Here is a 22,137-nt window from a genome sequence, read left to right on the forward strand (position 1 = left end):
CAGTTTCGGCCGACGGGGCTAGCGTTTTCCATGACCCTGCGTCGACCGCCGAATACGGTGCGAAATCGGCGCTGACTGTTGGAGACCGGTTGAGTCCGGTTGAGTCGGGCGGTGACCGCGATGGCGCGAGCGGAGAACAAGGAAGTGGCGGGGGCGACTACGCGTTACGTCGCGGAGATCGCCCGCATGATGCGTGAGAAGCAGAACCTCACTCAGAAGGAAGTGGGCGAGAAGACGGGCTTCACGGCCTCGGCGATCAGCGCGATGGAGACATGCGCGCAGCCGGCGAGCGACCAGATGCTGACCAGTCTGGAGGTGGCCATCGGGGCGGGGCTCGGGCTGTTCGACAAGGCCCGGGAGTTCGTACTGATGGACAAGTACCCGGCGCGGTTCCGGCACTTCAGCCGACTGGAGGCCGAGGCGCTGACGATCTCGTCGTACGAAACGCATGTGGTGGACGGCCTGTTCCAGACCGAGGAGTACGCGCGTGCGCTCATCCGCGGCGGTTTCCCGGCCGTGTCCGAGGCGAAGATGGAGGAGCTGGTCGAGGCCCGGATGGCCCGCAAAGCGCTCTTCGACCGCGATCCGCTGCCGCTGATCGAGCTGATCCTTGAGGAGTCCGTACTACGACGGCCGTTCGGCAGCTGGGAGACCATGCGAGGTCAGCTGCGGTCGCTCGCCGAGGACGCACGACGGGTCAATGTCACCGCGCAGGTGCTCCCGCTGGACCGGGGACTGAGCGGTTCCTACGCGGGCGCGCGGGGCCCCATGAAACTGGTGGAGACCAGGGAACACCGGCATGTGGTCTACATGGAGATCGAGGACGAGAGCATTCTGATCAGTGACCCCGCCGACGTCTCCCGCCTCTCGCACCGTTATGCGAAGATCCGCGCACAGGCCCTGAGCCCTGACGAATCCCTGGGCCTCATCGAGCGGTTGGCAGGAGAGCAGCAATGACCAGCACCCTGCGGTGGTTCAAGTCCAGCTACAGCGACGACGGTGGCGGCAACTGCGTCGAGATCGCCTTCGACTGGCGGAAGTCGAGCTACAGCGACAGCGGCGGCGGGAACTGCGTAGAGGTCGCCGCCTGCCCCCACACCATCCACGTCCGGGACTCGAAGAACCCGGAGGGACCCGCGCTCGCCCTCCCGCCAGGCGCCTGGACGGCGTTCGTCGGCTGGGCATCCTGATCCGGGAGCGAGTTGTTCGGGAAGGGGGCCGCCCGGCCGGTGATTGTGGGCGGCTCCGGGCCGGGCATCAAGGGCGCTCCTTCGTCGCGTCGCTGCGCGATGGCCTTCGGCCACCCGTGACCCCCGGCCCTCCGCCGCTGACTGCTGAGCGGGGGGCGGCCCCCGGGGCGGGGCCCGGGGATCGTTCGTGCCCATGACGGTCCGCGCCCGGCCACAGGACGGTGGGTACCTGGTCAGGTGATGGCCGGCCCCTGCCGCAGGGGTCGACGGCGACCGCGCCGCTGTCCCACATCAGCGTCAACAGAGCAGTGACGGATACCACATCGGAGTTGTCGATCACGAATTGGTGTGGCGGTTAGTGTTTTTGATGCATCGCCAGACCAGCGATGCGCAGAGAACCGCAACGGGGGATCGTGCGCGCTCTGACCATGCGCGCGCAGGTACAGCCGAACAAACGGCACCCCCCTGCCTTCATGACAGGGAAGAACAACGTGAACCGTCACACCATCCGCGTCGCCACCGCGACCGCGATCGCCGCGATAGCCATCGGCACCGCCGGCACCGCTGCCCACGCCGCTACCGCACCCCAGCCGCTGGCCCAGACCGCGCCTGCGCTGACTTCCGGCCAGGCGCGCACCCTGCTCGCCACCCCCGAGCTCGCCTCACAGCTTTCGGCCGATGAGCAGCGCACCGTCAACGCCGTCGCGAGCAACAAGGCCTCCCAGGTGGAAGCGCGCTCTGCCGCGTCTTCCGCCGCCAAGGCAGCGTTCGCCCTCATCAAGAAGCAGGGCGGCAAGTTCTACGACAGCGCTGTGAGCGCCGCGAAGAAGGGCTCGAAGTCCTTCGTCAAGTGGGCCGGCGACCTCAAGTGGTACCACCCCGTCCGGCTTGCCGTGAGCGCCCTCGGCGGCTACGGCGTCGACCAGCTTATCAAGCTCCTCATCTCGGGCTGATCCGATGACCCAGCAGAACGCCTTTGACCGCTACCGCACGACAGGCGCCGACTGGTTCGTCGCGCTCGCATGCGCAGCGGCAGCCCTCACCCTGGCCCGCTTCACCGTCGCCCACACGGTGGGGTCAGTGGTCGTATGGGTGCTCGTCGGATGCTCGGCTCTCGCATGCGCCAATGCGTGGCTCGATATGACCCGGAAGAGGCCGACCACGCTCCGCGTGGCCGGATGCGTCGCAGCGAGCTGCGCGCCGGTCGCCGCGAGCGCAGTTCTGCTGGTCTGAACACGGTGGCGGCCGTCCCCTCGCAGGGACGGCCGCCACCCAAGCTGGGAGCCGCAACCGGTTCGGATGACCTTGCGCCTTCTGCCGTGACCTTTGAGCCGATTGGATGGATACCCAGTTCGACGTGGGATCCGATGAACAGGCAAGGCGAGGAAACGACATGAAGATCAAGTTGACCGTGCTCGGCGCCACGGTGCTGGCGTGTGTGCTGCCGGCCGGGACCGCGTACGCCGACGAGACACACACCAATTCGCACAACGCGCCCCGAGTGACGCTGATCTCGACGGGTCAGATCGACGATCCGCTCGAGGATGTCCTGGAGCACGCCAATGTCCTCGGCAGGACGTACGTCACCGGCTGAGGCGAGTCATCTGTCCCCCCGGCCTGCCGCGCCCCGCAACCACCCACCGGCCGGCGGCCACTGAGCAATGCGCGGCCGCCCGAGCAGCTGATGTGCCGGGCCCCGCTCCCCGGGGCCGCCCGACAACAAAGTTGCACCAGCGGGACGCGGCTCGCTGTCAAGGGTGGAGCGAAGCGGAATCGCGCAGCGACGCGACGCAGGAGCGCTCTTTACAGGGAGACGGGGCCCGCCAAACTCTCAAACCGGGCGGCCCTGGGTTTTGCCGCACAACGCACGGCCGGGCACCGCTTACGGTGCGGTGCCCGGTCGTGACCGGGCACCGCACCGTCCGTCAGCGGGTCAGTTCTGCCCGACGATCAGGATGGTCCTGATGCCTGTGTCCTTGTAGCGGGTGGGGATCCTCGTCAGTACCGGACGCCCCCTCGGCCACTCGACGGAAGGCAGGGCGAGGTGCAACGCATGTGCGCCACTCCAGTCCTCCATCCCCTTGGCCACGGCCTCGGTGCGCAGCCGCTTGCCCACGGCCGCAGCCGCCACGAAGTCGAGTTCCGTGATGTCCACCGACGGCAGTGCGCCCACATGCTCAGCCACTCCGGCCCGGTCCCGCTCGGCAACAGCGAGGCAGAGCGCTGGGATGTAGACGCGCAGTGCGGGGTCCTTCTCGGCCTCGACCACCAGCCGGGAAGCCATCCGGTTTCCGGCGCCGAGCGCGAGGGCGGCCGTGTCGTCGAAGACGACGGCGCGCGGCGGGGGGTACTTGTCCGTCACTGGACCTCCCCGAGTCGACCGGCCTTCAGGTCGGTCCACAGCTTTTCGCCGGCCCGCTCGTCCTCTTCGGTGTACGGCCCGCCGAGGAAGTGCTCCTCGACGTACGACTTCGTCTCCTCGTACTGCTTGCGCAGTTCTTCCTTGGTGGGGGTAGCGCCGGCCAGCTGGGCGACCAGATCGCGCATGGTCATCCCCCGCTCCCGCGCCAGCTCCAGCAGACGATCTCGGACAGCGGGGTCGACCTTGATCGTGGTGTCAGCCATGGCGACAGTATACCGACGGTATACCACCTCTGGGCGTGCGAGTGTGACGGTCACGTCACTCCATTTCTTCGAAGGACCCGGCCCGTATTCGGGCCGGGACGTCTAGGTGCGACCTACGTCGCGGCCGCGCACCCGCCCCGCAGTAGTGCCCGTGCCGCCGCGCCGCCGCGCAGTGCCGCCTCGATGAAGCCCTTCTCGGCCGTCGTACGGAACCGCTCGGCCCCCGGCACGCAGCCACGGCACCGGCCCGGCTGCGGGATCGGCGCGCGGCACTCCTCGCACTCCGCTTGCAGCCGGGGCGCCCGCATCGGCGCCGGGGCAGGCTGAGCGGGCGGGGACGGCATCTTGCGGCGCAGGCGGTCCTCCAGCAGCGCGGCCGGGGAGTGGATGGGCGCGGGCAGGCCGTCCGTCAGGGCGGCCCGCAGGGCCTGGCCGGTCACGCCCGCCGCCTGCCACTGCTCAACCAGCGGGGCGAGCCGCTCCGCTGCGGCGGCGCTGATGTCGAGCCGTGGCTCGTGGCGGGCGAACGAGCGCAGCAGGTCCGCCGCCGGACTCAGTTCCGGGGCAGGAGCAGGAGCCGAAGCCGGGACCGGCGGGGAGGGAGGTTCTTTCTCCCCCGTCTTTTCTTCCTTCGGAAGCGGGCCCGACACGCCGACGCCCGGTTCACCGGAGGCCAGGTTTCGGCCAACTTCCCGCACCACCGGCTCACCCGGTTCGGCCGTCGCGTCGTACGGCGTGTCGAACACCTCGTACCGCGTGGAGAGCAGACCCGACTCGGGGTTCTTGACGACCACCCGGCGCAGATAGCGCGCTTTCTCCAGCTCACGCAGGGCGTCGGAGATCCGGGAGCGGCCCTCCTTACGCTGTTCGGCGAGCGAACGGATCGAGGCGCGGGCGCCGGAGGGGAGGCTGAGGAGGTACATCAGTACGCCTGCCGCGCACCACGAGATGGACCGGTCACGCAACAGGGCGTTGGCGAAGGTGGAGAAGGCGCGGGTCTGCGTTGTACGGTGAATGCGCATTGGGAGGTTTCGGCTCCTGGTGTCTGGCCCCCGGGTGTTCGTGCACCGCGGGGGCTTTCTCACGTTTCGTGTGCCGTGACTGTACAACCACACAGCGTGAGCAACGCAAGCCCCAACTCCCCTGCCCCGCACCGGCGTCCGGGGACCCGGAGGCCGGCAATCGGGCCGGGGCCGACCTGCGGTTCTGCCGGATTCGGCGTCGGCGGCGGGGTTGGCATATGCCCGCGCGAGCGCTTTCCAGTTCACCCTTCGGAGTGAAAAGACCGCGCCCCCGGCGGGCCGAAGCCTGCCGGGGGCGCGGGGGTGCGTACAGCCCGTACTAGATGAACGAGTTGATCTCGATCGTCTCCGTGCGGCCCGGGCCCACGCCGATCGCCGAGATCGGCGCGCCCGACATCTCCTCCAGCGCCTTCACATACGCCTGCGCGTTCTTCGGCAGGTCCGCGAAGGTCTTCGCCTTGCTGATGTCCTCGGTCCAGCCGGGCAGGTACTCGTACACCGGCTTCGCGTGGTGGAAGTCGGACTGGCTGTACGGGAGCTCCTCGACGCGCTTGCCGTCGATCTCGTACGCCACGCAGACCGGGATCTGCTCCCAGCCGGTCAGCACGTCCAGCTTGGTGAGGAAGAAGTCGGTCAGGCCGTTGACCCGCGTCGCGTACCGCGCGATCACCGCGTCGAACCAGCCGCAGCGGCGGTCACGGCCGGTGGTCACACCGCGCTCGCCGCCGATGCGGCGCAGCGCCTCGCCGTCCTCGTCGAAGAGTTCGGTCGGGAAGGGTCCTGCGCCCACGCGGGTGGTGTAGGCCTTCAGGATGCCGATGACGCGGCTGATCTTCGTCGGGCCCACGCCCGCGCCCGTGCAGGCGCCGCCCGCGGTCGGGTTCGAGGAGGTGACGAAGGGGTACGTGCCGTGGTCGACGTCGAGCAGCGTGCCCTGGCCGCCCTCGAAGAGGACGACCTTGCCGTCGTCGATGGCATTGTTGAGGATCAGGGTGGTGTCGGCGACGAAGGGCTTCAGCTGGTCGGCGAAGCCGAGCAGCTCCTCGACGATCTTCGCGGAGTCGATCGCGCGCCGGTTGTAGAGCTTGGCGAGGATCTGGTTCTTGAAGTCGAGAGCGGCCTCGACCTTCTGGGTCAGGATCGACTCGTCGTAGAGGTCCTGGACGCGGATACCGACGCGGTTGATCTTGTCGGCGTACGTCGGACCGATGCCGCGACCGGTCGTACCGATCTTGCGCGAGCCAAGGAACCGTTCCGTCACCTTGTCGACGGTCGTGTGATACGGCGTGATCAAGTGAGCGTTACCGCTGATCAGGAGCTTGGACGTGTCGACGCCTCGCTCGTTCAACCCGCTCAGCTCGGAGAGCAGGACCGCCGGGTCGACGACGACTCCGTTACCGATCACCGGAGTGCATTCCGGCGTGAGGATTCCGGAAGGGAGGAGATGGAGCGCATACTTCTGGTCGCCTACGACGACCGTGTGACCGGCGTTGTTACCGCCCTGGTAGCGCACCACATAATCCACAGATCCACCGAGGAGGTCGGTGGCCTTTCCCTTGCCCTCATCACCCCACTGAGCACCGAGCAGCACAAGTGCGGGCACAGGCGTACACCCCTTCCGGGCGGGGCATGTCCAAGGTCAGGGGGCGTACGACGATGTACACCGCAGGACTGAGCCGTCGGACCGGTACCCCGGAATAGACGAAGCCCCTGGCGCAATAGCGCAAGGGGCTCTTGCACAAAGATGCTACCCGAGGAAGGACCGAGGTGTCGGCTCCAGAGCCCACCATGAGACACGCAGGACCGCTGGACCCCCTGCTTGTGCTCGTCGACCCGGTCGCCCGCCGCCACGACGGCGAGTCCGTACGGATCGCGAAAGACGTGCTGTGCGCGGGCGCGTCCGCGAAGGTCTGCCTTCCCGACGGACCCGAGGAGTTCGCGCGGGCGCTCGCCCGCCGGGGCAGTCGCCGGCCCGTGATCGTCGGTGACGACCGGACCCTCGCCCGGACAGTGGCCCTGCTGCACCGCGAGCGCGAGCTGAACTGCGGCGCGCTGTCGCTGGTGCCGGTGGGCGCCGCCTCCGCCCTTGCGCTGGCCCGCTCGCTCGGTGTCCCGGCGAGTACGGTGGCGGCCGCCCGTGCCGTACTGGACGGAGCGGAACGGCGGCTGGACCTGCTGGTGGACGACAGTGACGGGGTCGTGCTCGGGGACCTGCGCATCCCGGCGCTCACGGCGAAGTCCGCGCCCGTCGGATCGGTGTCGGTGTGGCATGCCTGCCGGTCGCTGGTACGCACCCTGGTGCGGCCCGCGCCGCCCACCGCCGGGCCGCCCGCCGGTACGTACCGGCTGCGGGTGGAGGCGGACGGGGTGCTGCTCAGCGATCTGGACCAGCCGGTCGAGGACGTGTCGCTGTCGACGCGGGGCGGCCTGGCCGAGGTGGTCGTACGCCCCCGGGCGGCCGATCCCGTACGGGCGCGGGCGCTGGCCGTGACGGTGTCCGGGGCGGACTTCCGCTACCGGGCGGACGCGGCGGTGGCCGGGCCGGTACGGACGCGGACGTGGACGGTGTGGCCGGGCGCGTGGTCGCTGACGGTGCCGGCTGACGGCTGACGGCTGACGGCTGACGGCTGACGGCTGACCGTGCCGTGGGGCCCTGCATCAGACCTCGACCAGCAGCTCCTTGAGCCCGCGGATCACATAGCCCGGCTGCCACTCGGGCTCGGCGGCGAGCCGGAGCTCGGGGGCCGCGCGGAGCAACGTACCGATGGACGCGGCCAGTTCTAGGCGGGCGAGCGGGGCGCCGAGGCAGAAGTGGATGCCGGCGCCGAAGGTGATGTGCGGGTTGTCCTTGCGGGCGACGTCGAGGACGTCCGGGTTCTCGAACCGGGCGGGGTCGCGGTTGGCCGAGCCGAAGAGCAGCGCGACCTCGGAGCCGCGCGGGATGACGGTCCCGCCCACGTCGATGTCGTCCAGCACCCATCGCTCGAACATCTGCAGCGGGGTGTCGAAGCGCATCAGCTCCTCCACAGCTGTGGACAGCAGCGCGTCCGGTGCGGCGCGGAGGGCGGCGAGCTGGTCGGGGTGCCGGAAGAACGTCCACCAGCCGTTGGCGGTGGTGTTCACCGTCGCCTCGTGGCCCGCGTTCAGCAGCAGCACGCAGGTGGAGATCATCTCCTGCTCGCTGAGCCGGTCGCCCTCGTCGTGGGCGGCAATGAGCGCCGAGACGAGGTCGTCGCCAGGGGCCTCGCGCCGTACGGCGATCAGCTCGCGCAGGTACGCCGAGAACTCGACGGACGCGCGGACCGCGCGTGCCGCGGTCTCCTCGGTGGGGTTCAGCTCGAACATCCCCACGATGTCTGCCGACCAGGGGCGCAGGAGTGGCCGGTCGGACTCGGGGATGCCGAGCATCTCGGCGATGACCGCGACGGGCAGCGGCTCGGCGACGGCGGCGAGCAGGTCGCCGCCGCCGTCGGCGACGAGACCGTCGACCAGCTCGGCGGCCAGCCGCTGGACGGTCGGGGCGAGCTGCTCGACGGTACGGGGGGTGAACGCCTTCGACACCAGCCGCCGGATACGGGTGTGGTCCGGGGCCTCCAGATCGAGCAGCCCGTTGCCGTTGAGGACGTGGAATGGCTCGTGCGCGGCGGGCGGGGGCGTACGGCCGAATTCCTCGTGCGTGAAGCGGTGGAGGTACGTCCGGCCGAGCCGGCGGTCGCGCAGGAGGGCGCTGACGTCGGCGTAGTGCGGGATCAGCCACTGGTTCGTGGGCGCGAAGCGGTGCGCGCGGCCGCCGGCGCGGAGGGCGGCATAAGCGGGATAGGGATCGGCCACGAAGTCGGGTGACCAGGGATCAAAGGCTGCCATGCGGGGACGTTACCGCCGGCCTGGCCCGGGCGGAGCCCCCGTGTCGGGGTAGGCGGCCCCGCGCCTACCCCGACACGGGGGCCGCCTACCCCAGTACGCGCCCCGGCGCAGGTGAGCCGGCCATGCGCGACCGGGCCACCACGGCCGGTCTTCGAACGGGGGGCGTCGAACTACCCCGTGCCGTCCAGGCTCCCGCCGGATTGGGGCAGCGACAGCTCCGCCCAGATGACCTTCCCCAGGGGGGTGTAGCGAGTGCCCCAGCGTTCGGCCATCTGCGCGACGAGGAACAGGCCGCGGCCTCCCTCGTCCATCGTGGCCGCATACCGCAGATGGGGGGAGGTGCTGCTGCCGTCGGCCACCTCGCAGGTCAGGGTGCGGTCGCGCAGCAGGCGCACCGTGAGCGGTGCGGAGCCGTAGCGGATAGCGTTGGTGATCAGCTCGCTGAGCACCAGCTCCATGGCGAACGCGAGCTCGGACAGACCCCAGTCGTCCAGCTTCTCGGCCACGGCGGCACGCATCCCTGCCACGGCTGCGGGATCGAAGGGCACGTCCCAGCCGACGACCTGGTCGGGCGGGATCACCCGTGTGCGGGCGATGAGCAGCACCGTGTCGTCCTTCGGCCGGCCGGGCAGGAGCTCGTCGAGCACCGCCTGACAGCTCTCCTCCGGCGGCCGGTCGGGATGGGACGCCAGGGCCTGACGCAGCAGCTCGATCCCCACGTCGATGTCCCGCGTGCGGTCCTCGATGAGCCCGTCGGTGTAGAGGACGAGTTGCGTGCCCTCTGCCAGATCCAGTTCGGCGGTCTCGAACGGCATACCGCCCAGGCCCAGGGGCGGCCCGGCCGGCAGATCGGGGAACGACACACTGCCGTCAAGGTGGACCAGCGCGGGCACGGGGTGCCCGGCCCGCGCCATGGCGCAGTGGCGGGAGACGGGATCGTAGATCGCGTACAGGCAGGTGGCGCCCATGACCTCCGCACCGACCTCCGCCCCCACCCCGTCCTGGTCGATGCGCCCGACCAGGTCGTCGAGGTGGCTGAGAATCTCGTCGGGCGGCAGGTCGAGTGTGGAGAAGTTGTGCACGGCCGTGCGCAGCCGTCCCATCGTGGCGGCCGCGTGCAGGCCGTGACCGACGACATCCCCGACGACCAGCGCCACGCGACTGCCCGGAAGCGGGATCACATCGAACCAGTCGCCGCTCACCCCGGAGATCGCCGGCAGGTAGCGGTGGGCGACATCGAGGGCGCTCTGCTCGGGCAGAGCCTGCGGGAGCAGGCTGCGCTGCAGAGTCACGGCCAGGGTGTGCTCACGGGTGTAGCGGCGGGCGTTGTCGATGCTGACCGCCGCCCGGGCGACCAGTTCTTCGGCCAGGGACAGGTCGTCCTCCTCGAACGGCTGGGGCTTTTCCGAGCGCCAGAAGTTGGCCACGCCCAGGATGACGCCCCGCGCCTGGACGGGCACCGCGATGAGCGAATGGATGCCGTACTCGACGATCAGCCGTGTCCGCTCCGGGTCCTGGGCATGCCAGCCGGGCGCGGCGGACAGGTCGGGCACCAGCTCCGACCGGCCGCTGCCGAAACCCCGTGCCTGCGGTGTGGAGGGGAGGAAGTCGATCAGACGGCCGAGCTCATAGAGGGGATGGTCCTCCCGGATGCCGTGGACGGCGGTGCGGCGCATGTCCGTGCCCGTACCCGCCGGCTCCTCCCCGCGCAGGACCGGGTCGGCCAGATCGACACTGACGAAGTCGGCGAACCGGGGAACCGCGACCTCTGCCAGTTCCTCGGCCGTACGCACCACGTCGAGGGTGGTACCGATGCTCAGACTGGCGTCGTACAGCAGTTTCAGCTGCTCGCGGGCCACTTCCGCCCTGCCGGACAGCGCCCGCAGCTCCGTGGAGTCACGCAAGGTCGCGACCGTCCCCCTGGGGCCACCGTGACGATCCGTCGGCCGCTGGTTCACCGCAAGCAACCGCTCCCCGGCCGGCAGCACCTCGTCGGTGGCCACGCGGCCCGAGGTCAGCAGCTCCACCGTGCCGGGTTCCAGGCTGGTCAGCTCCGAGACGTGCCGCCCCTCGGCGTCGGGCGGCAGATCCAGCAGCCGCCTGGCCTCGTCGTTCGCAAGCAGCAGCTGACCGTCGTTGCCGAGGATGAGCACACCTTCGCGGACGGCGTGCAGCACCGCGTCGTGATGCTCGTACATGCGGGTCATCTCGGCCGGGCCCAGACTGTGGGTCTGCCGCCGCAGCCGCCTGGCCACCAGCGCCGTCCCGGCCGTGGCCAGGGCGAGCGCGGCCGCTCCGGCGCCGAAGATGATCGGCAGCTGGCGGTCCACCACGCTGGTCACGTTCTCGACCTTCATGCCGGCGGATACCAGGGCCACGACCGTGCCCCTGCGATCGTGGACGGGGACGACCGCCTGTACCTCGTGGCCGAGCGGGCCGAAGACGCTCTCCGTGTACACACGGCCGGCCAGCGAGGGCTCGATGGTGCCGACGAACCTCTTCCCGATCCGGTCCGGCTGGGGATGCGTGTAGCGGATCCCCTTCGTGTCCATCACCACGATGAAGTCGACGCCGGCCGCTTTCCGCCCCGCCTCGGTGAGAGGCTGGAGCACCTTGGAGGGATCAGGGGCCCTCAGCGCGTCAAGAACGCCCGGAGAGTGCGCGAACGTCTCCGCGACGGCAATCGAACGGCGCTTCGCCTCCGTGCTGCTGTCGTGCCGGGACTGCAGCACAAGCGCCAGCACCGCGGTCGCCACGAGGAGCACCACCACGGCCACCTGCAGGATGAAGACCTGCCCGGCGACGCTCCGGGGATGCTTGTCGGTCCGTGACCGAACCGGTGCGCTCCGGAATCGGTCGAGAAGTTTGACCACATTTGTAGTTCTAACACCGCAAGGTGCTCTGCGGCCAAACGATGAGGTCTGAGCCCGGCATGATCGCGTGGACTGGGCCTACAGACTCGGTCGCGGGACGACTCCGCCCGCCACCGCTCGTTGACGCGGGGCCGCCGTGCCTGTCCAGCAGGTTCCTCGGCGGGCCAGTAGGCGGCGCAGCCAGAGTTCCGTGGAGACCAGTTCCGCGATGCCGTCCAGCGGGACCGCCTCCCCCTCCGCCGCCGCGCGCAGCGCCTTGCGGACGACCCGGGCCTCGACCAGGCCCGCGTCGGCCAGCAGTGGCGCGTCGAAGAGGGTGATCAGGTCGCCGACCGCGGCGCGCAGGCCGGCGCGGACCGCCGCCGCCGACGCGGCCTGGGAGGTGGCACCCCAGCCGGGCGGAAGGTCGCGTACCCCGGCGCCGGACAGGACCGTACGGAGGATCTCGGCGCGGGCGCCCGGCTGGACGCGCAGCGCCTCCGGGAGGGCGCGGGCGGCCCGTACGACCTGGTTGTCCAGGAACGGCGCGTGCAGCCGCTGGCTGCGGACCTCGGCAGCCTGCTCGAAGACCCGGTGGTCGGCCGCGAGCCGGGCCAGCGCCGCGCGGGCGCGGGCCTCCCCGGGGCGCAGGACCGAGGCGGGGCGGGTCGCCGACGCGTGCAGGCGAACCGATACTTCAGCCAGCGCCTCGCCGGTCAGCCAGCGCGCCGCCGGACCGGGCCGGGACCACGCGAGCGCGGCCACGGAGGCGTCGACCACCCCGGCCGAGTCGTCGAAGTCGTACGTACGCAGGCGCGTGGCCGCGTCCTCGATCCCCGCTCGGTAGGACGTACGGGCCAGCCGCCGCGCCGCCCGGTACACGGTCAGCGGGACGAAGAGGGAGTGCGCCGAGGGGCCGTCGGCCTTGGCGAGTGCGGCGACCGGGCGCAGCAGGTGGCGCCGGCGGCGGTCCATCAACAGGTCCGCCAGCCGCGCCGGGTGCGCGTCCAGGACCTGGCGGGCGCCGTGGCCGACGAAGTGGTCCGCGCTGCCCGCGGCGAGCCGGCGGCGGTGGCGCTCGGCGGTGATGAGGGAGGGGCCCGGCTCGTCGGTGAGGGGGCCCTCCAACTCCGCGTAGGGCAAAGCCTCTTCCGCGGCCGCGACGACGACGTGGTGCAGCCGCGGGTTGGCCGCGATCGCGCGGGCCCGCTCCAGTTCGGCCTCGCGGCCCCGCGTGGCCAGGTCGTTGAAGGTGACGGCGAGCAGCCGCTCGCCCGCGCCCGTGCCGTGGCCGAGGATCGTGCCCGGTACGCCCGGCAGTCCGGCGGCCAGCAGCGCCAGCGTGCCTGAGGCGCTGCCGCCGGACAGGTCCGCGCCGATGCCCGGGGCGGGACCGCCGCGGGCGGCGCGGCGCTCGGCGGGGCCCATGCCCGGGACGGGCCCGGGGTCGTACGGCAGGGGCTCGGGCGCGTGCCGGGGGGCTGTGAGTCTGGCCCGTACCGCCTCGACGAGCGCTTCGCGCACGCCGTCGACCGCCCGCGCGGCCTCGACCTGGGGCGCGGCGACGGCGAGTGAGGCGACCGGTTCGTACCCGGTGATCTCACGCGAGCCCTCGCGCAGGATGAGCGCGTGGCCGGGCGGGATGCGCCGGACCCCGGCGTACGGCGTGCCGTCGCGCAGCGCCTCCGGCACGTCGGGGCAGGCCAGCAGGGCGGCCAAGTGGCCGATGTCCAACTGGGCTTCGATCAGGTCGGCGAGCGGCAGGGCGGCGGTGGCGTACGCGGTGCCGTTCGCCCAGGGGGTGTAGAACACCGGCCGCGCGCCGGCCAGATCGCCGACGACGGTGATGCGTCTGCCGACCTGGACGACGGCCGTGTAGCTGCCGGGCCAGTTCGTCAGATGGCGCAGCGCTCCGCCGCGGGCCGCGAACAGGCCCACCCGCAGCTCCTCGTCACTCGCTCCGCAGCAGCCGAGGACGGCGAGCCGGGTGATGGGGGTCCCCTGGGGGTCCCTCCCAGGCGTAGCTCTGGGGTAGGAGCCAGGGGGACTGTCGACGGTGACGGTACGGATCTCGTCCGGGCGCCAGTCGCCCACGGCCCACAGCGGATCGGGGTCGCCCCACAGGAGTTGGGAGCCGACGGGGTGCACGGTGCGGGCTTCTGAGGAGGCCCCGGAGTCGCTGTCGGCCACTCCGTTTCCGACCGCCCCGGCCGTACCAAAACTTGCGGCGATACTGCTCCACCCCACCAACCACCGCATCGCCGCCTCCACAGGCTGTGGACAACTACACCGCACGCATCGAATCAGTTCGGGACCATGCTGCCACGACCATGGCGTACGGGAGGGGCTCCGGAGCGCGCGTCAGCAAGCGAATGCACCCCCGGAAGGGGGTATTTGGCGATCCGCGCCATAGGCGCCATTCAGCCAATCTCGCGCCTTCGCGTGTGGGCGGTGAACGCACGGTCCGGGAGGCGCTGTTCGCCTCCCGGACCGGTCCGCCGCCCGCGGGGATTGAGACGGCGGTGTCCCCCAGCCCACTGAACCCAGTGCAGTGGGCCGACCCACGCACCCCACATGGAAGCGCTCCCCCCATGGCCGGACCAGAGCGCACACACAGGCGCACGGCCACACACCGGGAGCACAGTGCTTCTGCCGCACCCACGGAGGCGGACAACAATCTCGCCATACGGAACATTGCCTCTTAACGCTTGGGATGCGGCGAACTACGCTGGGTTTACGAATGCCGGGTGCCTATGCCCCGGCGGCCGTCTGTGTGTCGAGGGGTGTGGCGCATGACCAGGGAGCTCCGTGAGCCGAATGAGAAGCTCGGCACCGTCCTCGCCGTCGCGGGTATCAGCAACGCAGGACTCGCGCGACGGGTCAACGACCTCGGCGCGCAGCGCGGGCTGACGCTTCGTTACGACAAGACCTCGGTGGCCCGGTGGGTCTCCAAGGGAATGGTGCCGCAGGGCGCCGCGCCGCATCTCATCGCGGCGGCGATCGGCGCCAAGCTGGGCCGCCCGGTCCCGCTGCACGAAATCGGCCTGGCCGACGCCGATCCGGCGCCGGAGGTCGGGCTGGCGTTCCCGCGCGACGTCGGGGCGGCGGTGCGTTCGGCCACCGACCTGTACCGGCTGGATCTGGCCGGGCGGCGGGCCGGGAGCGGCGGGATCTGGCAGTCGCTCGCCGGATCGTTCGCCGTCACCGCCTATGCGACGCCCGCCTCGCGCTGGCTGATAACGCCCGCCGACAGCTCGGTCGCCCGCGAGGCACCGGAGGCGGGCGGCCCGGCCGGCGGCGCCGAGGCGAAGGCCGGATCCGACGCATCGCCCCAGCGCGTCGGCCACAGCGACGTGGCGAAGCTGCGCGAGGCGGCGGAGGACGCGCGGCGCTGGGACTCCAAGTACGGCGGTGGGGACTGGCGTTCTTCGATGGTCCCGGAGTGTCTGCGGGTCGACGCGGCGCCGCTGCTGCTCGGCTCGTACTCCGACGACGTCGGCCGGGCGCTCTTCGGCGCGACGGCCGAACTGACCCGGCTGGCCGGCTGGATGGCCTTCGACACCGGCCAGCAGGAGGCCGCCCAGCGGTACTACATCCAGGCGCTGCGGCTCGCGCGGGCGGCGGCGGACGTGCCGCTGGGCGGGTACGTCCTGGCGTCGATGTCGCTCCAGGCCACCTACCGGGACTTCGCCGACGAGGGGGTCGACCTGGCGCAGGCCGCCCTGGAACGCAACCGGGGTCTGGCCACCGCCCGCACCATGAGCTTCTTCCGGCTGGTGGAGGCGCGTGCGCACGCCAAGGCGGGCGACTCGCAGGCGGCGGGCACCTCGCTGAAGGCGGCGGAGGGGTGGCTGGAGCGGTCGCGGGACGGCGACGCCGATCCGACCTGGCTGGGCTTCTACTCGTACGACCGCTTCGCGGCGGACGCCGCCGAGTGCTACCGCGACCTGAAGGCCCCGCGGCAGGTGCGCCGCTTCACCGAGCACGCGCTGTCCCGGCCGACGGAGGAGTTCGTCCGCTCGCACGGATTGCGCCTGGTGGTCAGCGCGGTCGCCGAGCTGGAGTCGGGGAACCTGGACGCGGCGTGCGCGGCGGGGACGCGGGCGGTGGAGGTGGCCGGGCGGATCTCGTCGGCGCGTACGACGGAGTACGTACGGGATCTGCTGCACCGGCTGGAGCCGTACGGAGACGAGCCGCGCGTCGCGGAACTGCGGGAACGGGCCCGCCCGCTGCTGGTGGCACCTGCCTGAACCACTTCTCGGCTCGCCTCCTGGTTTGAGGGCATTGTCAGTGGGCCAGTGCACTATCGGGGTGGGAGGTGGAGTGATGAGTGACGGCTGCGGCGTGGTCGGCTGCGATGTGGTCGTGATCGGCGGCGGGATCGTCGGCCTGTCGACGGCGTACGCGATCACGCGCCTCGCGCCGGGCACCCGGGTGACGGTGCTGGAGAAGGAGCCGGGGCCCGCCCGGCACCAGACCGGGCGCAACAGCGGCGTGATCCACAGCGGGATCTACTACCGGCCGGGGTCGCTGAAGGCCCGGTTCGCCGTCAAGGGCGCGGCCGAGATGGTGAAGTTCTGCGCGGAACACGACATACCGCACCAGGTCACCGGCAAGCTCATCGTCGCCACCGACCGGGCCGAGCTGCCCCGGCTGCACGCCCTGGTCCAGCGCGGCCGGGAGAACGGCATTCCGGTCCGCGAGCTGGGCCCGGCCCAGCTCGCGGAGTACGAGCCGCAGGTACGGGGCCTGGCGGCGATCCGGGTCGGCACGACCGGGATCGTCGACTACGGGCGGGTGGCCGCTCAGCTGGCGGAGCTGCTGACCGCCTCGGGAGCGGACGTGCGCTACGGCGCGGAGGTCTCCCGCATCAGCCGCCGCGCCTCGGGCGTAGCGGTCCGGACGACGGACGGTACGGTGCTGCGCGCCCGCGCCCTGGTCAACTGCGCGGGGCTGCACTGCGACCGCGTCGCGCGGCTGGCGGGCGACGACCCGGCCATGCGGATCGTCCCATTCCGCGGCGAGTACTACGAACTGGCCCGCCCCGAGCTGGTGCGCGGCCTGGTCTACCCGGTGCCCGACCCGGCCTTCCCGTTCCTCGGCGTGCACCTGACCCGGGGCATCGACGGCGGCGTCCACCTCGGGCCGAACGCGGTCCCGGCGCTGGCCCGCGAGGGGTACGGCTGGTCGGCCGTCCACCCGCGTGAGCTGGCCGGCACCCTGGCCTGGCCCGGCTCCTGGCGGATAGCCCGACGCCACTGGCGGTACGGCGCGGGCGAACTGCGGCGCTCGCTGTCGAAGCGCGCCTTCACCGAGGCGGTCCGCCGACTGCTCCCGGACGTGACGGAGGCGGACCTGCGCCCCGCGCCGGCCGGCGTCCGCGCCCAGGCGGTGCTGCGCGACGGCACCCTGGCCGACGACTTCCTGATCCAGGAGGCGCCGCGCACGGTTCACGTCCTGAACGCCCCGTCCCCCGCGGCGACGGCCTCGCTCCCGATCGGCCGCGAGGTCGCCCGGCGCGCGCTGGCGGCGATGGGGGCGCGGGTGTAGCGCGGGCGGGGCGGGGGCGGTCGGGACGGGGGCCGGGCAGGCGGGCCGGGCAGGCGGGCCGGGCAGGCGGGCCGGAGCGGCGGGGCAGCTGAGGCGGGGCCGGAGGGGTGGCCGAGGGGGCGGACCGGGGCGGGTGGCCGGGCCCGGGGCGCTTCCCCGTCGCCGTAGAATCGGGGCATTGTGTCTGAGTCCCTGAACACCACTGAGCCCGTGAACACCGTGAACACGCCCGAGCCCGTGAACATCACCGAGCAGGCCGGCCCGGCCGGCCGGTTCCCTCGCGACCGGAGCGTGCCCCGCTTCCCCGAGGGCCCGGCGCCCGATCCCGCCGGCTCGCACCACGAGCGGCGGATCCGCAGCTTCCAGCCCCGGCGGAGCCGCGTGACCACGAGCCAGGAAGACGCGCTGCAGCGGCTGTGGGGACAGTGGGGACTCGACATCGACGGACGGCGCGTCCTCGACCTCGACGAACTGTTCGGCGGACTGCCCGTCGTCCTGGAGATCGGCTTCGGGATGGGCGAGGCCACCGCGCAGATGGCCGCCGACGACCCGGACACCGGAATCCTCGCCGTCGACGTGCACACCCCCGGTCAGGGCAACCTGCTCGGTCTCGCGGAGCGGAACGGACTGTCCAACATCCGGGTGGCCAACGGCGACGCGATCATCCTGCTGCGGGAGATGCTGCCGCCGCACTCGCTCGACGGGCTGCGGGTGTACTTCCCGGACCCCTGGCCGAAGAAGCGCCACCACAAGCGGCGGCTGATCCAGCCGGAGTTCCTCTCACTCGCGTCGACCCGGATGAAGCCGGGCGCGATTCTGCACTGCGCCACCGACTGGGAGCCGTACGCAGAGCAGATGCTCGAGGTGCTCAGCGCCCACCCCGACTTCGAGAACACTCGGCCGGACGGCGGTTACGCGCCCCGTCCCGATTTCCGGCCGCTCACCCGCTTCGAGGGCCAGGGGCTGGACAAGGGCCACGTTGTACACGACCTGCTGTTCCGCCGCACACAGAACTGAAACGTCCTCGCGAGGTGTCGGTGCGCCTCGTTAGGGTCGACGGGTGTCCTCTCCTCCGCCCCGTGCCCCGGCCCCGGCCGCGGCCCCGGGCGTCTGGCGCGGCAAGGCGGTCCGCGCGGGAGCGGTGATCACCCTGCTCGCGCTGTCGGCGCTGGTGATCCTCGCGCTCGTACGCGAACAGACCGGCACCCAGGGCTTCCTGGTCGGACTCGGCCTCTCGGTCCTCCCGGTGCCGCTGCTGACAGCCGCGTTCCGCTGGCTGGACCAGGTCGAGCCGGGCCCCTGGAAGAACCAGATCTTCGCCTTCGCGTGGGGTGCCTTCGCCGCCGCGCTGGTCGCGATACTGGCGAACAGCTTCGCCACCCGCTGGATCGCGATGGCCACGGCGGACCCGGCCGGCGCGGACCATCTCGGCGCCACGGTCATCGCGCCGGTCGTCGAGGAGAGCGCGAAGGCGGCGGCGGTGCTGCTCGTCTTCCTCTTCCGCAGACGGGACTTCACCGGCATTGTCGACGGGGTGGTGACAGCCGGCTTCACCGCGACCGGCTTCGCCTTCACCGAGAACATCCTCTACCTGGGCAACGCGTTCGGCGAGGACGTGGAGAGCGGCAGCTCGGGTCTGGCGTCGGTGACGGCGGCGACCTTCTTCGTCCGTATGGTGATGTCGCCGTTCGCGCACCCGCTCTTCACGGTGCTGACCGGCATCGGATTCGGTCTCGCGGCGACGGCGGCCGAGGGGCGCCGCCTGCGCAGGATCGTTCTTCCGCTGCTCGGCCTCGCGCTCGCGATGCTGATGCACGCCATCTGGAACGGCTCCTCGGCCTTCGGCGAGTACGGCTTCTACGTCGTGTACGCCGCCTTCATGGTGCCCGTCTTCGGGCTGCTGACCTGGCTGGCGGTCTGGACCCGGCAGGGCGAACTCCGCACGGTCGCCGGTGAACTGCCCGTATACGCGGCAGCCGGCCGGCTCGGCGCCGCCGAGCCGCTCGCGTTGTCCTCGATGCGGGCCCGCAGCGTGGCCCGTGGCATGGCGGCCCGGATGCGTGGCCCGGAGGCGGCGCGCGCGGTCGGCGAGTACGAGGCCCTCGCGACCTCGCTCGCCTTACTGCGGCACCGGGCCCAACGCGGCGCGGCGGGCCCGGACTTCACCGCCCGCGAGCAGGAGTTGCTGCACCACCTGTGGCAGCGCCGCGCGATCGCGGGCCCGGCGCTGGCCTACGCGGCCCACGCGACGGGCCGGCTCCCCCGGCCCCTGCTGCCGCCCCAGCGGCCCCCCACCCCGGTCGCGTACGACACCGGCGGCCACGGGCCGTACGGGCCGTACGGACAGCCGTAAAGTCATGGGCTGATCAACCGGCCGGACCCACTCCAGTATTCCGGAATCAGACCGTTCAGGCGGCTCAGACCGTGAGGCCCTTGCCGCGCAGCCACGCCAGCGGGTCGACCGTGCTCCCGCCCGTGCGCACCTCCAGGTGCAGATGCGGGCCGGTGACGTTGCCGGTGGCGCCGACGCGCCCGATCGTCTCGCCGTTGGTGACCTTGCCGGAGGTGACGGACATCGAGGAGAGGTGGCAGTACCAGACCTCCGTACCGTCCTCGAGCTCCAGCACGATGCGGTAGCCGTAGGAGCCGGACCAGCCCGCCGACTTGATGGTGCCGCCGTGCACGGCCTTGACCGGCGTACCCGTCGGGGCAGCGAAGTCGAGGCCGGTGTGCTGGCCGGAGGACCACATGGAGCCGGACTGGCCGTAGTGCGAGGTCAGGGTGTACGAGGAGGTGGGGAGGGAGTAGCCGGCTGCCAGCTTGGCGAGCCGCTCGGCCTCCGCCTCGGCCTTCGCCGCTTCCTCCGCGGCCTTCTTCTCCGCGGCCGCCTTCGCGGTCTCGGCGTCCTGCTGCTTCTTCGCCTCCGCGGCGGCCGTGGCTGCCGCGGCCTTCTCGGCGGCTACACGGGCCTGGGCGTCGGCAGCGTCCTGCTGCTGCTCGGCCTGGAGCAGGATGCGGGCGCGCAGCGCCTCGCCCGCGTCGGTGGTGCCCAGCTGGGCCTGCTCGGCGCTGACGCCGGCCATGGTGAGCGGGGCGTCGACGGAGGTGTTCTCGTCCTCGTCGCTGTCGTCACCGGATATCAGTGCGCCCACGCCGGGCAGCGATCCGGCGTCCGGCAGCGAGGCCACGATGGAGTCGGGAAGGGAGATGGTGACGGGCGGCTTGTCCTGCGCGGTGGCGATGCCGCCGGCGCCGACCGCGGCGATGACGCCGACTCCGAGGACCGTGGAGCTGCGGGCGAGTCCGCCGCGCTGCTTGGCGACGCGGTGCCGGCCGCGTACGGGACGGACGGAGTCCTCAGTGGGGTTCCACTCCTCCCACGCCCCCTCCTCGACGCCGAATCCTTCGGTGCCTCCCGGAACTGACTGCGCCATGGACCGGGATCGAGTTGCTTCGGGGGCAGGGCTGTTGGACGCCACGGAGGCGTGCTCCTTTCCTTCCTTCTCGCCTACCGGGTTAGCTGACGGGTTCGGAGCAGGAAGGTCTCCTACGGGCCGGTTTCAGCCCGATTCACCCCAAGTTGGTGGTTCCCCGGTTCCCTTGCGGAATTCGGCGCACGCGCACGGTGCCGTCTCTTGCGACGGCTGGGACGACCGCGCTGCGTTATCGAACGTTAATAGACACCGGGGCCGGATTCCAAGCTGATCCCACTGATCATTAACGCTCTCCGGCCGGACTTTCGGGACAGAAAGGGGTGATATCGGGCGAGTTGACCGCCACTCGCAAACCACCCGCACCCTGATGGTTCGTCAATTGTTATGCGGAGGGCTGCCTTTCGACTACGCTCCGTGTTCTACCCGTTCCCCCTCCAGCGGGCGGCCGACCGCCAGTAGCGCCATGTCGTCCGTCGCGCCGCCGCCCGTGTACTTCCGGACATCGGTGACCAGCGCGGCCAGCATCGCGTCCGGTCCCGGGAAGATCCGCCCGCGCAGCCACTGCTGCGGGTCGTAGAAGACGCCCGCCGCGTCGCGCGCCTCGGACAGCCCGTCCGTGTAGAGGAGCAGCGTGGCCCCGGCCGGAAACCCGCTCTCCTCCGCACGGTCGGGCCAGCTGGCCAGGTCGCCCATCCCCAACGGCAGCGCCGGTTCGGCGGTCTTCAGCGTCTCCAGCACCCCGTCGGCGTACAGCAGCAGCGGCTCCGGATGCCCCCGGTTGACCAGCCGCAGCACACCCGTGCCGCGCGGGATCTCCGCCAGCACCGCGGTGGTGAAACCTTCCACTACGTCGAGCGTGTCCCGGCGGGTCCCCTCACGTGTCAGCGCGCGCTCCAGCCGCTGCGCGACCCCTTCGAGGCTGGACTCCTGCTCGGCGGCCTCGCGGAAGGCGCCGATCACGATGGCGACCGCCTCCACCGCCTCCAGCCCCTTGCCGCGTACGTCGCCGACGACCAGGCGTACCCCGTAAGGCGTGTCCTGTACGGCATAGAGGTCGCCGCCGATGAAGGCGTCCGCCTGCGCCGCCTCGTACCACGCGGCGATTTGGAGTCCGCCGATCCGTTCGGCCGGGGTGGGGAGGACGGCGCGCTGGGCGGCCTCGGCGATCCCGCGCGCGGAGGCGAGCCGTTCGACACTGCGGCGTACGACCCGGTTGGTGAGAAGCGCCAGGGCAGCCACGGTCACCACGGTGACCAGCTCAATCACCGACTCCACCTTCCACATCGTCCCGCTGTGGAGGCGCAGGACCAGTACGGCGAGGGATGCGGCCACGCCGGTCAGGAAGGTGGTGCCGAACGAGAACAGCGGCGCGGCGATGAGCGGCGCCGCCGAGAAGAACGGCGACCCGGTGAAGCTCGGCGGGGTGGACAGATCGAAGACCAGCCCGACCAGGATCAGCAGCGCGGGCAGCGCACGGACGAACCGGCCCACAGCCCTGCTCCCGATGCCTTCGTCCGGGTCCCGGTCCTCGATGTGCCCTCCTTCGTGCCCCACTCACCCAGACTGTCGGCACGGCCCGGGGGCGGCGACCGGGCAATGG

At 71.5% G+C, this 22,137-nt stretch carries 19 protein-coding genes and 1 riboswitch; of the genes, 10 read left to right on the forward strand and 9 right to left on the reverse strand.

What is annotated here, in order from left to right; all coding sequences use genetic code 11:
- Window positions 1–120: 120 nt before the first annotated feature.
- From NLX86_RS07250 to NLX86_RS07270, 5 genes are all read left to right on the forward strand, one after another.
- Window positions 121–957 (forward strand): helix-turn-helix transcriptional regulator, encoded by an 837-nt coding sequence (locus NLX86_RS07250; protein ID WP_254370771.1) that lies wholly within the window; start codon window positions 121–123, stop codon window positions 955–957.
- A complete protein-coding gene (locus NLX86_RS07255) occupies window positions 954–1,190 on the forward strand; it encodes a DUF397 domain-containing protein (RefSeq protein ID WP_254370772.1) in 237 nt (78 codons plus the stop codon). The genes NLX86_RS07250 and NLX86_RS07255 overlap by 4 nt, the downstream gene beginning before the upstream one ends.
- Window positions 1,191–1,681: 491 nt before the next feature.
- Complete coding sequence (locus tag NLX86_RS07260; RefSeq protein WP_254370773.1) at window positions 1,682–2,143, forward strand: hypothetical protein; 462 nt, start codon at window positions 1,682–1,684, stop codon at window positions 2,141–2,143.
- 4 nt (window positions 2,144–2,147) lie between these two features.
- Window positions 2,148–2,423 carry a hypothetical protein gene (locus NLX86_RS07265; RefSeq protein WP_254370774.1) on the forward strand — a complete coding sequence of 92 codons (276 nt, stop codon included), beginning with the start codon at window positions 2,148–2,150 and terminating at the stop codon, window positions 2,421–2,423.
- 160 nt (window positions 2,424–2,583) lie between these two features.
- The gene (locus NLX86_RS07270; RefSeq protein ID WP_254370775.1) at window positions 2,584–2,784 is read left to right on the forward strand and encodes a hypothetical protein; all 201 of its coding nucleotides are present in this window, start codon (window positions 2,584–2,586) and stop codon (window positions 2,782–2,784) included.
- A 339-nt stretch (window positions 2,785–3,123) separates the two neighbouring features.
- On the opposite strand, the gene NLX86_RS07275 is transcribed toward NLX86_RS07270, so the two are convergent.
- The 4 genes from NLX86_RS07275 to NLX86_RS07290 all read right to left on the reverse strand — a co-directional run bounded on the left by NLX86_RS07275 (window position 3,124) and on the right by NLX86_RS07290 (window position 6,440).
- Window positions 3,124–3,552, reverse strand: coding sequence for a hypothetical protein (locus NLX86_RS07275; RefSeq protein WP_254370776.1), 429 nt, complete (start codon window positions 3,550–3,552; stop codon window positions 3,124–3,126).
- The gene (locus NLX86_RS07280; RefSeq protein ID WP_254370777.1) at window positions 3,549–3,815 is read right to left on the reverse strand and encodes a hypothetical protein; all 267 of its coding nucleotides are present in this window, start codon (window positions 3,813–3,815) and stop codon (window positions 3,549–3,551) included. Before NLX86_RS07280 ends, NLX86_RS07275 begins: the two co-directional genes overlap by 4 nt.
- A gap of 113 nt (window positions 3,816–3,928) precedes the next feature.
- Window positions 3,929–4,837, reverse strand: a complete 909-nt coding sequence (locus NLX86_RS07285; protein WP_254370778.1) for a helix-turn-helix domain-containing protein — start codon at window positions 4,835–4,837, stop codon at window positions 3,929–3,931.
- A gap of 319 nt (window positions 4,838–5,156) precedes the next feature.
- The gene (locus NLX86_RS07290; protein ID WP_254370779.1) at window positions 5,157–6,440 is read right to left on the reverse strand and encodes an adenylosuccinate synthase; all 1,284 of its coding nucleotides are present in this window, start codon (window positions 6,438–6,440) and stop codon (window positions 5,157–5,159) included.
- Window positions 6,441–6,625: 185 nt separating this feature from the next.
- On the opposite strand from NLX86_RS07290, the gene NLX86_RS07295 reads away from it, so the two are divergent.
- Window positions 6,626–7,447: a diacylglycerol kinase gene (locus NLX86_RS07295; RefSeq protein WP_254370780.1), complete on the forward strand. Its 822-nt coding sequence runs from the start codon at window positions 6,626–6,628 to the stop codon at window positions 7,445–7,447.
- 48 nt (window positions 7,448–7,495) lie between these two features.
- Here NLX86_RS07295 and NLX86_RS07300 read toward each other — a convergent pair whose 3' ends face one another.
- The 3 genes from NLX86_RS07300 to NLX86_RS07310 form a co-directional block, all read right to left on the reverse strand.
- Window positions 7,496–8,701 (reverse strand): cytochrome P450, encoded by a 1,206-nt coding sequence (locus NLX86_RS07300; RefSeq protein WP_254370781.1) that lies wholly within the window; start codon window positions 8,699–8,701, stop codon window positions 7,496–7,498.
- Window positions 8,702–8,871: 170 nt separating this feature from the next.
- Entirely contained in the window at window positions 8,872–11,574 is a 2,703-nt protein-coding gene (locus tag NLX86_RS07305) for a SpoIIE family protein phosphatase/ATP-binding protein (protein WP_254370782.1), read from the reverse strand.
- Window positions 11,575–11,652: 78 nt separating this feature from the next.
- Window positions 11,653–13,812 carry an asparagine synthase-related protein gene (locus tag NLX86_RS07310; RefSeq protein WP_254370783.1) on the reverse strand — a complete coding sequence of 720 codons (2,160 nt, stop codon included), beginning with the start codon at window positions 13,810–13,812 and terminating at the stop codon, window positions 11,653–11,655.
- Between the two features lie 533 nt (window positions 13,813–14,345).
- Here NLX86_RS07310 and NLX86_RS07315 point away from each other — a divergent pair.
- From NLX86_RS07315 to NLX86_RS07330, 4 genes are all read left to right on the forward strand, one after another.
- Window positions 14,346–15,803: an MFS transporter gene (locus NLX86_RS07315; protein ID WP_254370784.1), complete on the forward strand. Its 1,458-nt coding sequence runs from the start codon at window positions 14,346–14,348 to the stop codon at window positions 15,801–15,803.
- 76 nt (window positions 15,804–15,879) lie between these two features.
- Complete coding sequence (lhgO, locus tag NLX86_RS07320; protein WP_254370785.1) at window positions 15,880–17,103, forward strand: L-2-hydroxyglutarate oxidase; 1,224 nt, start codon at window positions 15,880–15,882, stop codon at window positions 17,101–17,103.
- Window positions 17,104–17,340: 237 nt separating this feature from the next.
- Window positions 17,341–18,120, forward strand: coding sequence for a tRNA (guanosine(46)-N7)-methyltransferase TrmB (gene trmB, locus NLX86_RS07325; protein WP_254370957.1), 780 nt, complete (start codon window positions 17,341–17,343; stop codon window positions 18,118–18,120).
- Between the two features lie 43 nt (window positions 18,121–18,163).
- A complete protein-coding gene (locus NLX86_RS07330) occupies window positions 18,164–19,456 on the forward strand; it encodes a PrsW family intramembrane metalloprotease (RefSeq protein WP_254370786.1) in 1,293 nt (430 codons plus the stop codon).
- Between the two features lie 64 nt (window positions 19,457–19,520).
- Here the strand turns inward: NLX86_RS07330 and NLX86_RS07335 are convergent, their stop codons facing one another.
- Together NLX86_RS07335 and NLX86_RS07340 are read right to left on the reverse strand one after the other, a co-directional pair.
- Window positions 19,521–20,537 carry a M23 family metallopeptidase gene (locus tag NLX86_RS07335; protein ID WP_254370787.1) on the reverse strand — a complete coding sequence of 339 codons (1,017 nt, stop codon included), beginning with the start codon at window positions 20,535–20,537 and terminating at the stop codon, window positions 19,521–19,523.
- Window positions 20,538–20,593: 56 nt separating this feature from the next.
- A riboswitch (cyclic di-AMP (ydaO/yuaA leader) is annotated at window positions 20,594–20,728 on the reverse strand.
- 214 nt (window positions 20,729–20,942) lie between these two features.
- Window positions 20,943–22,070 (reverse strand): PP2C family protein-serine/threonine phosphatase, encoded by a 1,128-nt coding sequence (locus tag NLX86_RS07340; protein ID WP_374213849.1) that lies wholly within the window; start codon window positions 22,068–22,070, stop codon window positions 20,943–20,945.
- Between the last annotated feature and the right edge of the window lie 67 nt (window positions 22,071–22,137).

The organism is Streptomyces sp. A3M-1-3, from assembly GCF_024213665.1.
Lineage (GTDB): Bacteria > Actinomycetota > Actinomycetes > Streptomycetales > Streptomycetaceae > Streptomyces.

Excerpts from the sequence above, each read along its gene's own strand:
- NLX86_RS07285 (WP_254370778.1), bottom strand. The coding sequence starts at position 4,837 with ATGCGCATTCACCGTACAACGCAGACCCGCGCCTTCTCCACCTTCGCC.
- lhgO (WP_254370785.1), top strand. The coding sequence starts at position 15,880 with ATGAGTGACGGCTGCGGCGTGGTCGGCTGCGATGTGGTCGTGATCGGC.
- NLX86_RS07295 (WP_254370780.1), top strand. The coding sequence starts at position 6,626 with ATGAGACACGCAGGACCGCTGGACCCCCTGCTTGTGCTCGTCGACCCG.
- NLX86_RS07270 (WP_254370775.1), top strand. The coding sequence starts at position 2,584 with ATGAAGATCAAGTTGACCGTGCTCGGCGCCACGGTGCTGGCGTGTGTG.
- NLX86_RS07265 (WP_254370774.1), top strand. The coding sequence starts at position 2,148 with ATGACCCAGCAGAACGCCTTTGACCGCTACCGCACGACAGGCGCCGAC.
- NLX86_RS07335 (WP_254370787.1), bottom strand. The coding sequence starts at position 20,537 with ATGGCGCAGTCAGTTCCGGGAGGCACCGAAGGATTCGGCGTCGAGGAG.
- NLX86_RS07280 (WP_254370777.1), bottom strand. The coding sequence starts at position 3,815 with ATGGCTGACACCACGATCAAGGTCGACCCCGCTGTCCGAGATCGTCTG.
- NLX86_RS07255 (WP_254370772.1), top strand. The coding sequence starts at position 954 with ATGACCAGCACCCTGCGGTGGTTCAAGTCCAGCTACAGCGACGACGGT.
- NLX86_RS07250 (WP_254370771.1), top strand. The coding sequence starts at position 121 with ATGGCGCGAGCGGAGAACAAGGAAGTGGCGGGGGCGACTACGCGTTAC.
- NLX86_RS07315 (WP_254370784.1), top strand. The coding sequence starts at position 14,346 with ATGACCAGGGAGCTCCGTGAGCCGAATGAGAAGCTCGGCACCGTCCTC.
- NLX86_RS07300 (WP_254370781.1), bottom strand. The coding sequence starts at position 8,701 with ATGGCAGCCTTTGATCCCTGGTCACCCGACTTCGTGGCCGATCCCTAT.
- NLX86_RS07310 (WP_254370783.1), bottom strand. The coding sequence starts at position 13,812 with ATGCGGTGGTTGGTGGGGTGGAGCAGTATCGCCGCAAGTTTTGGTACG.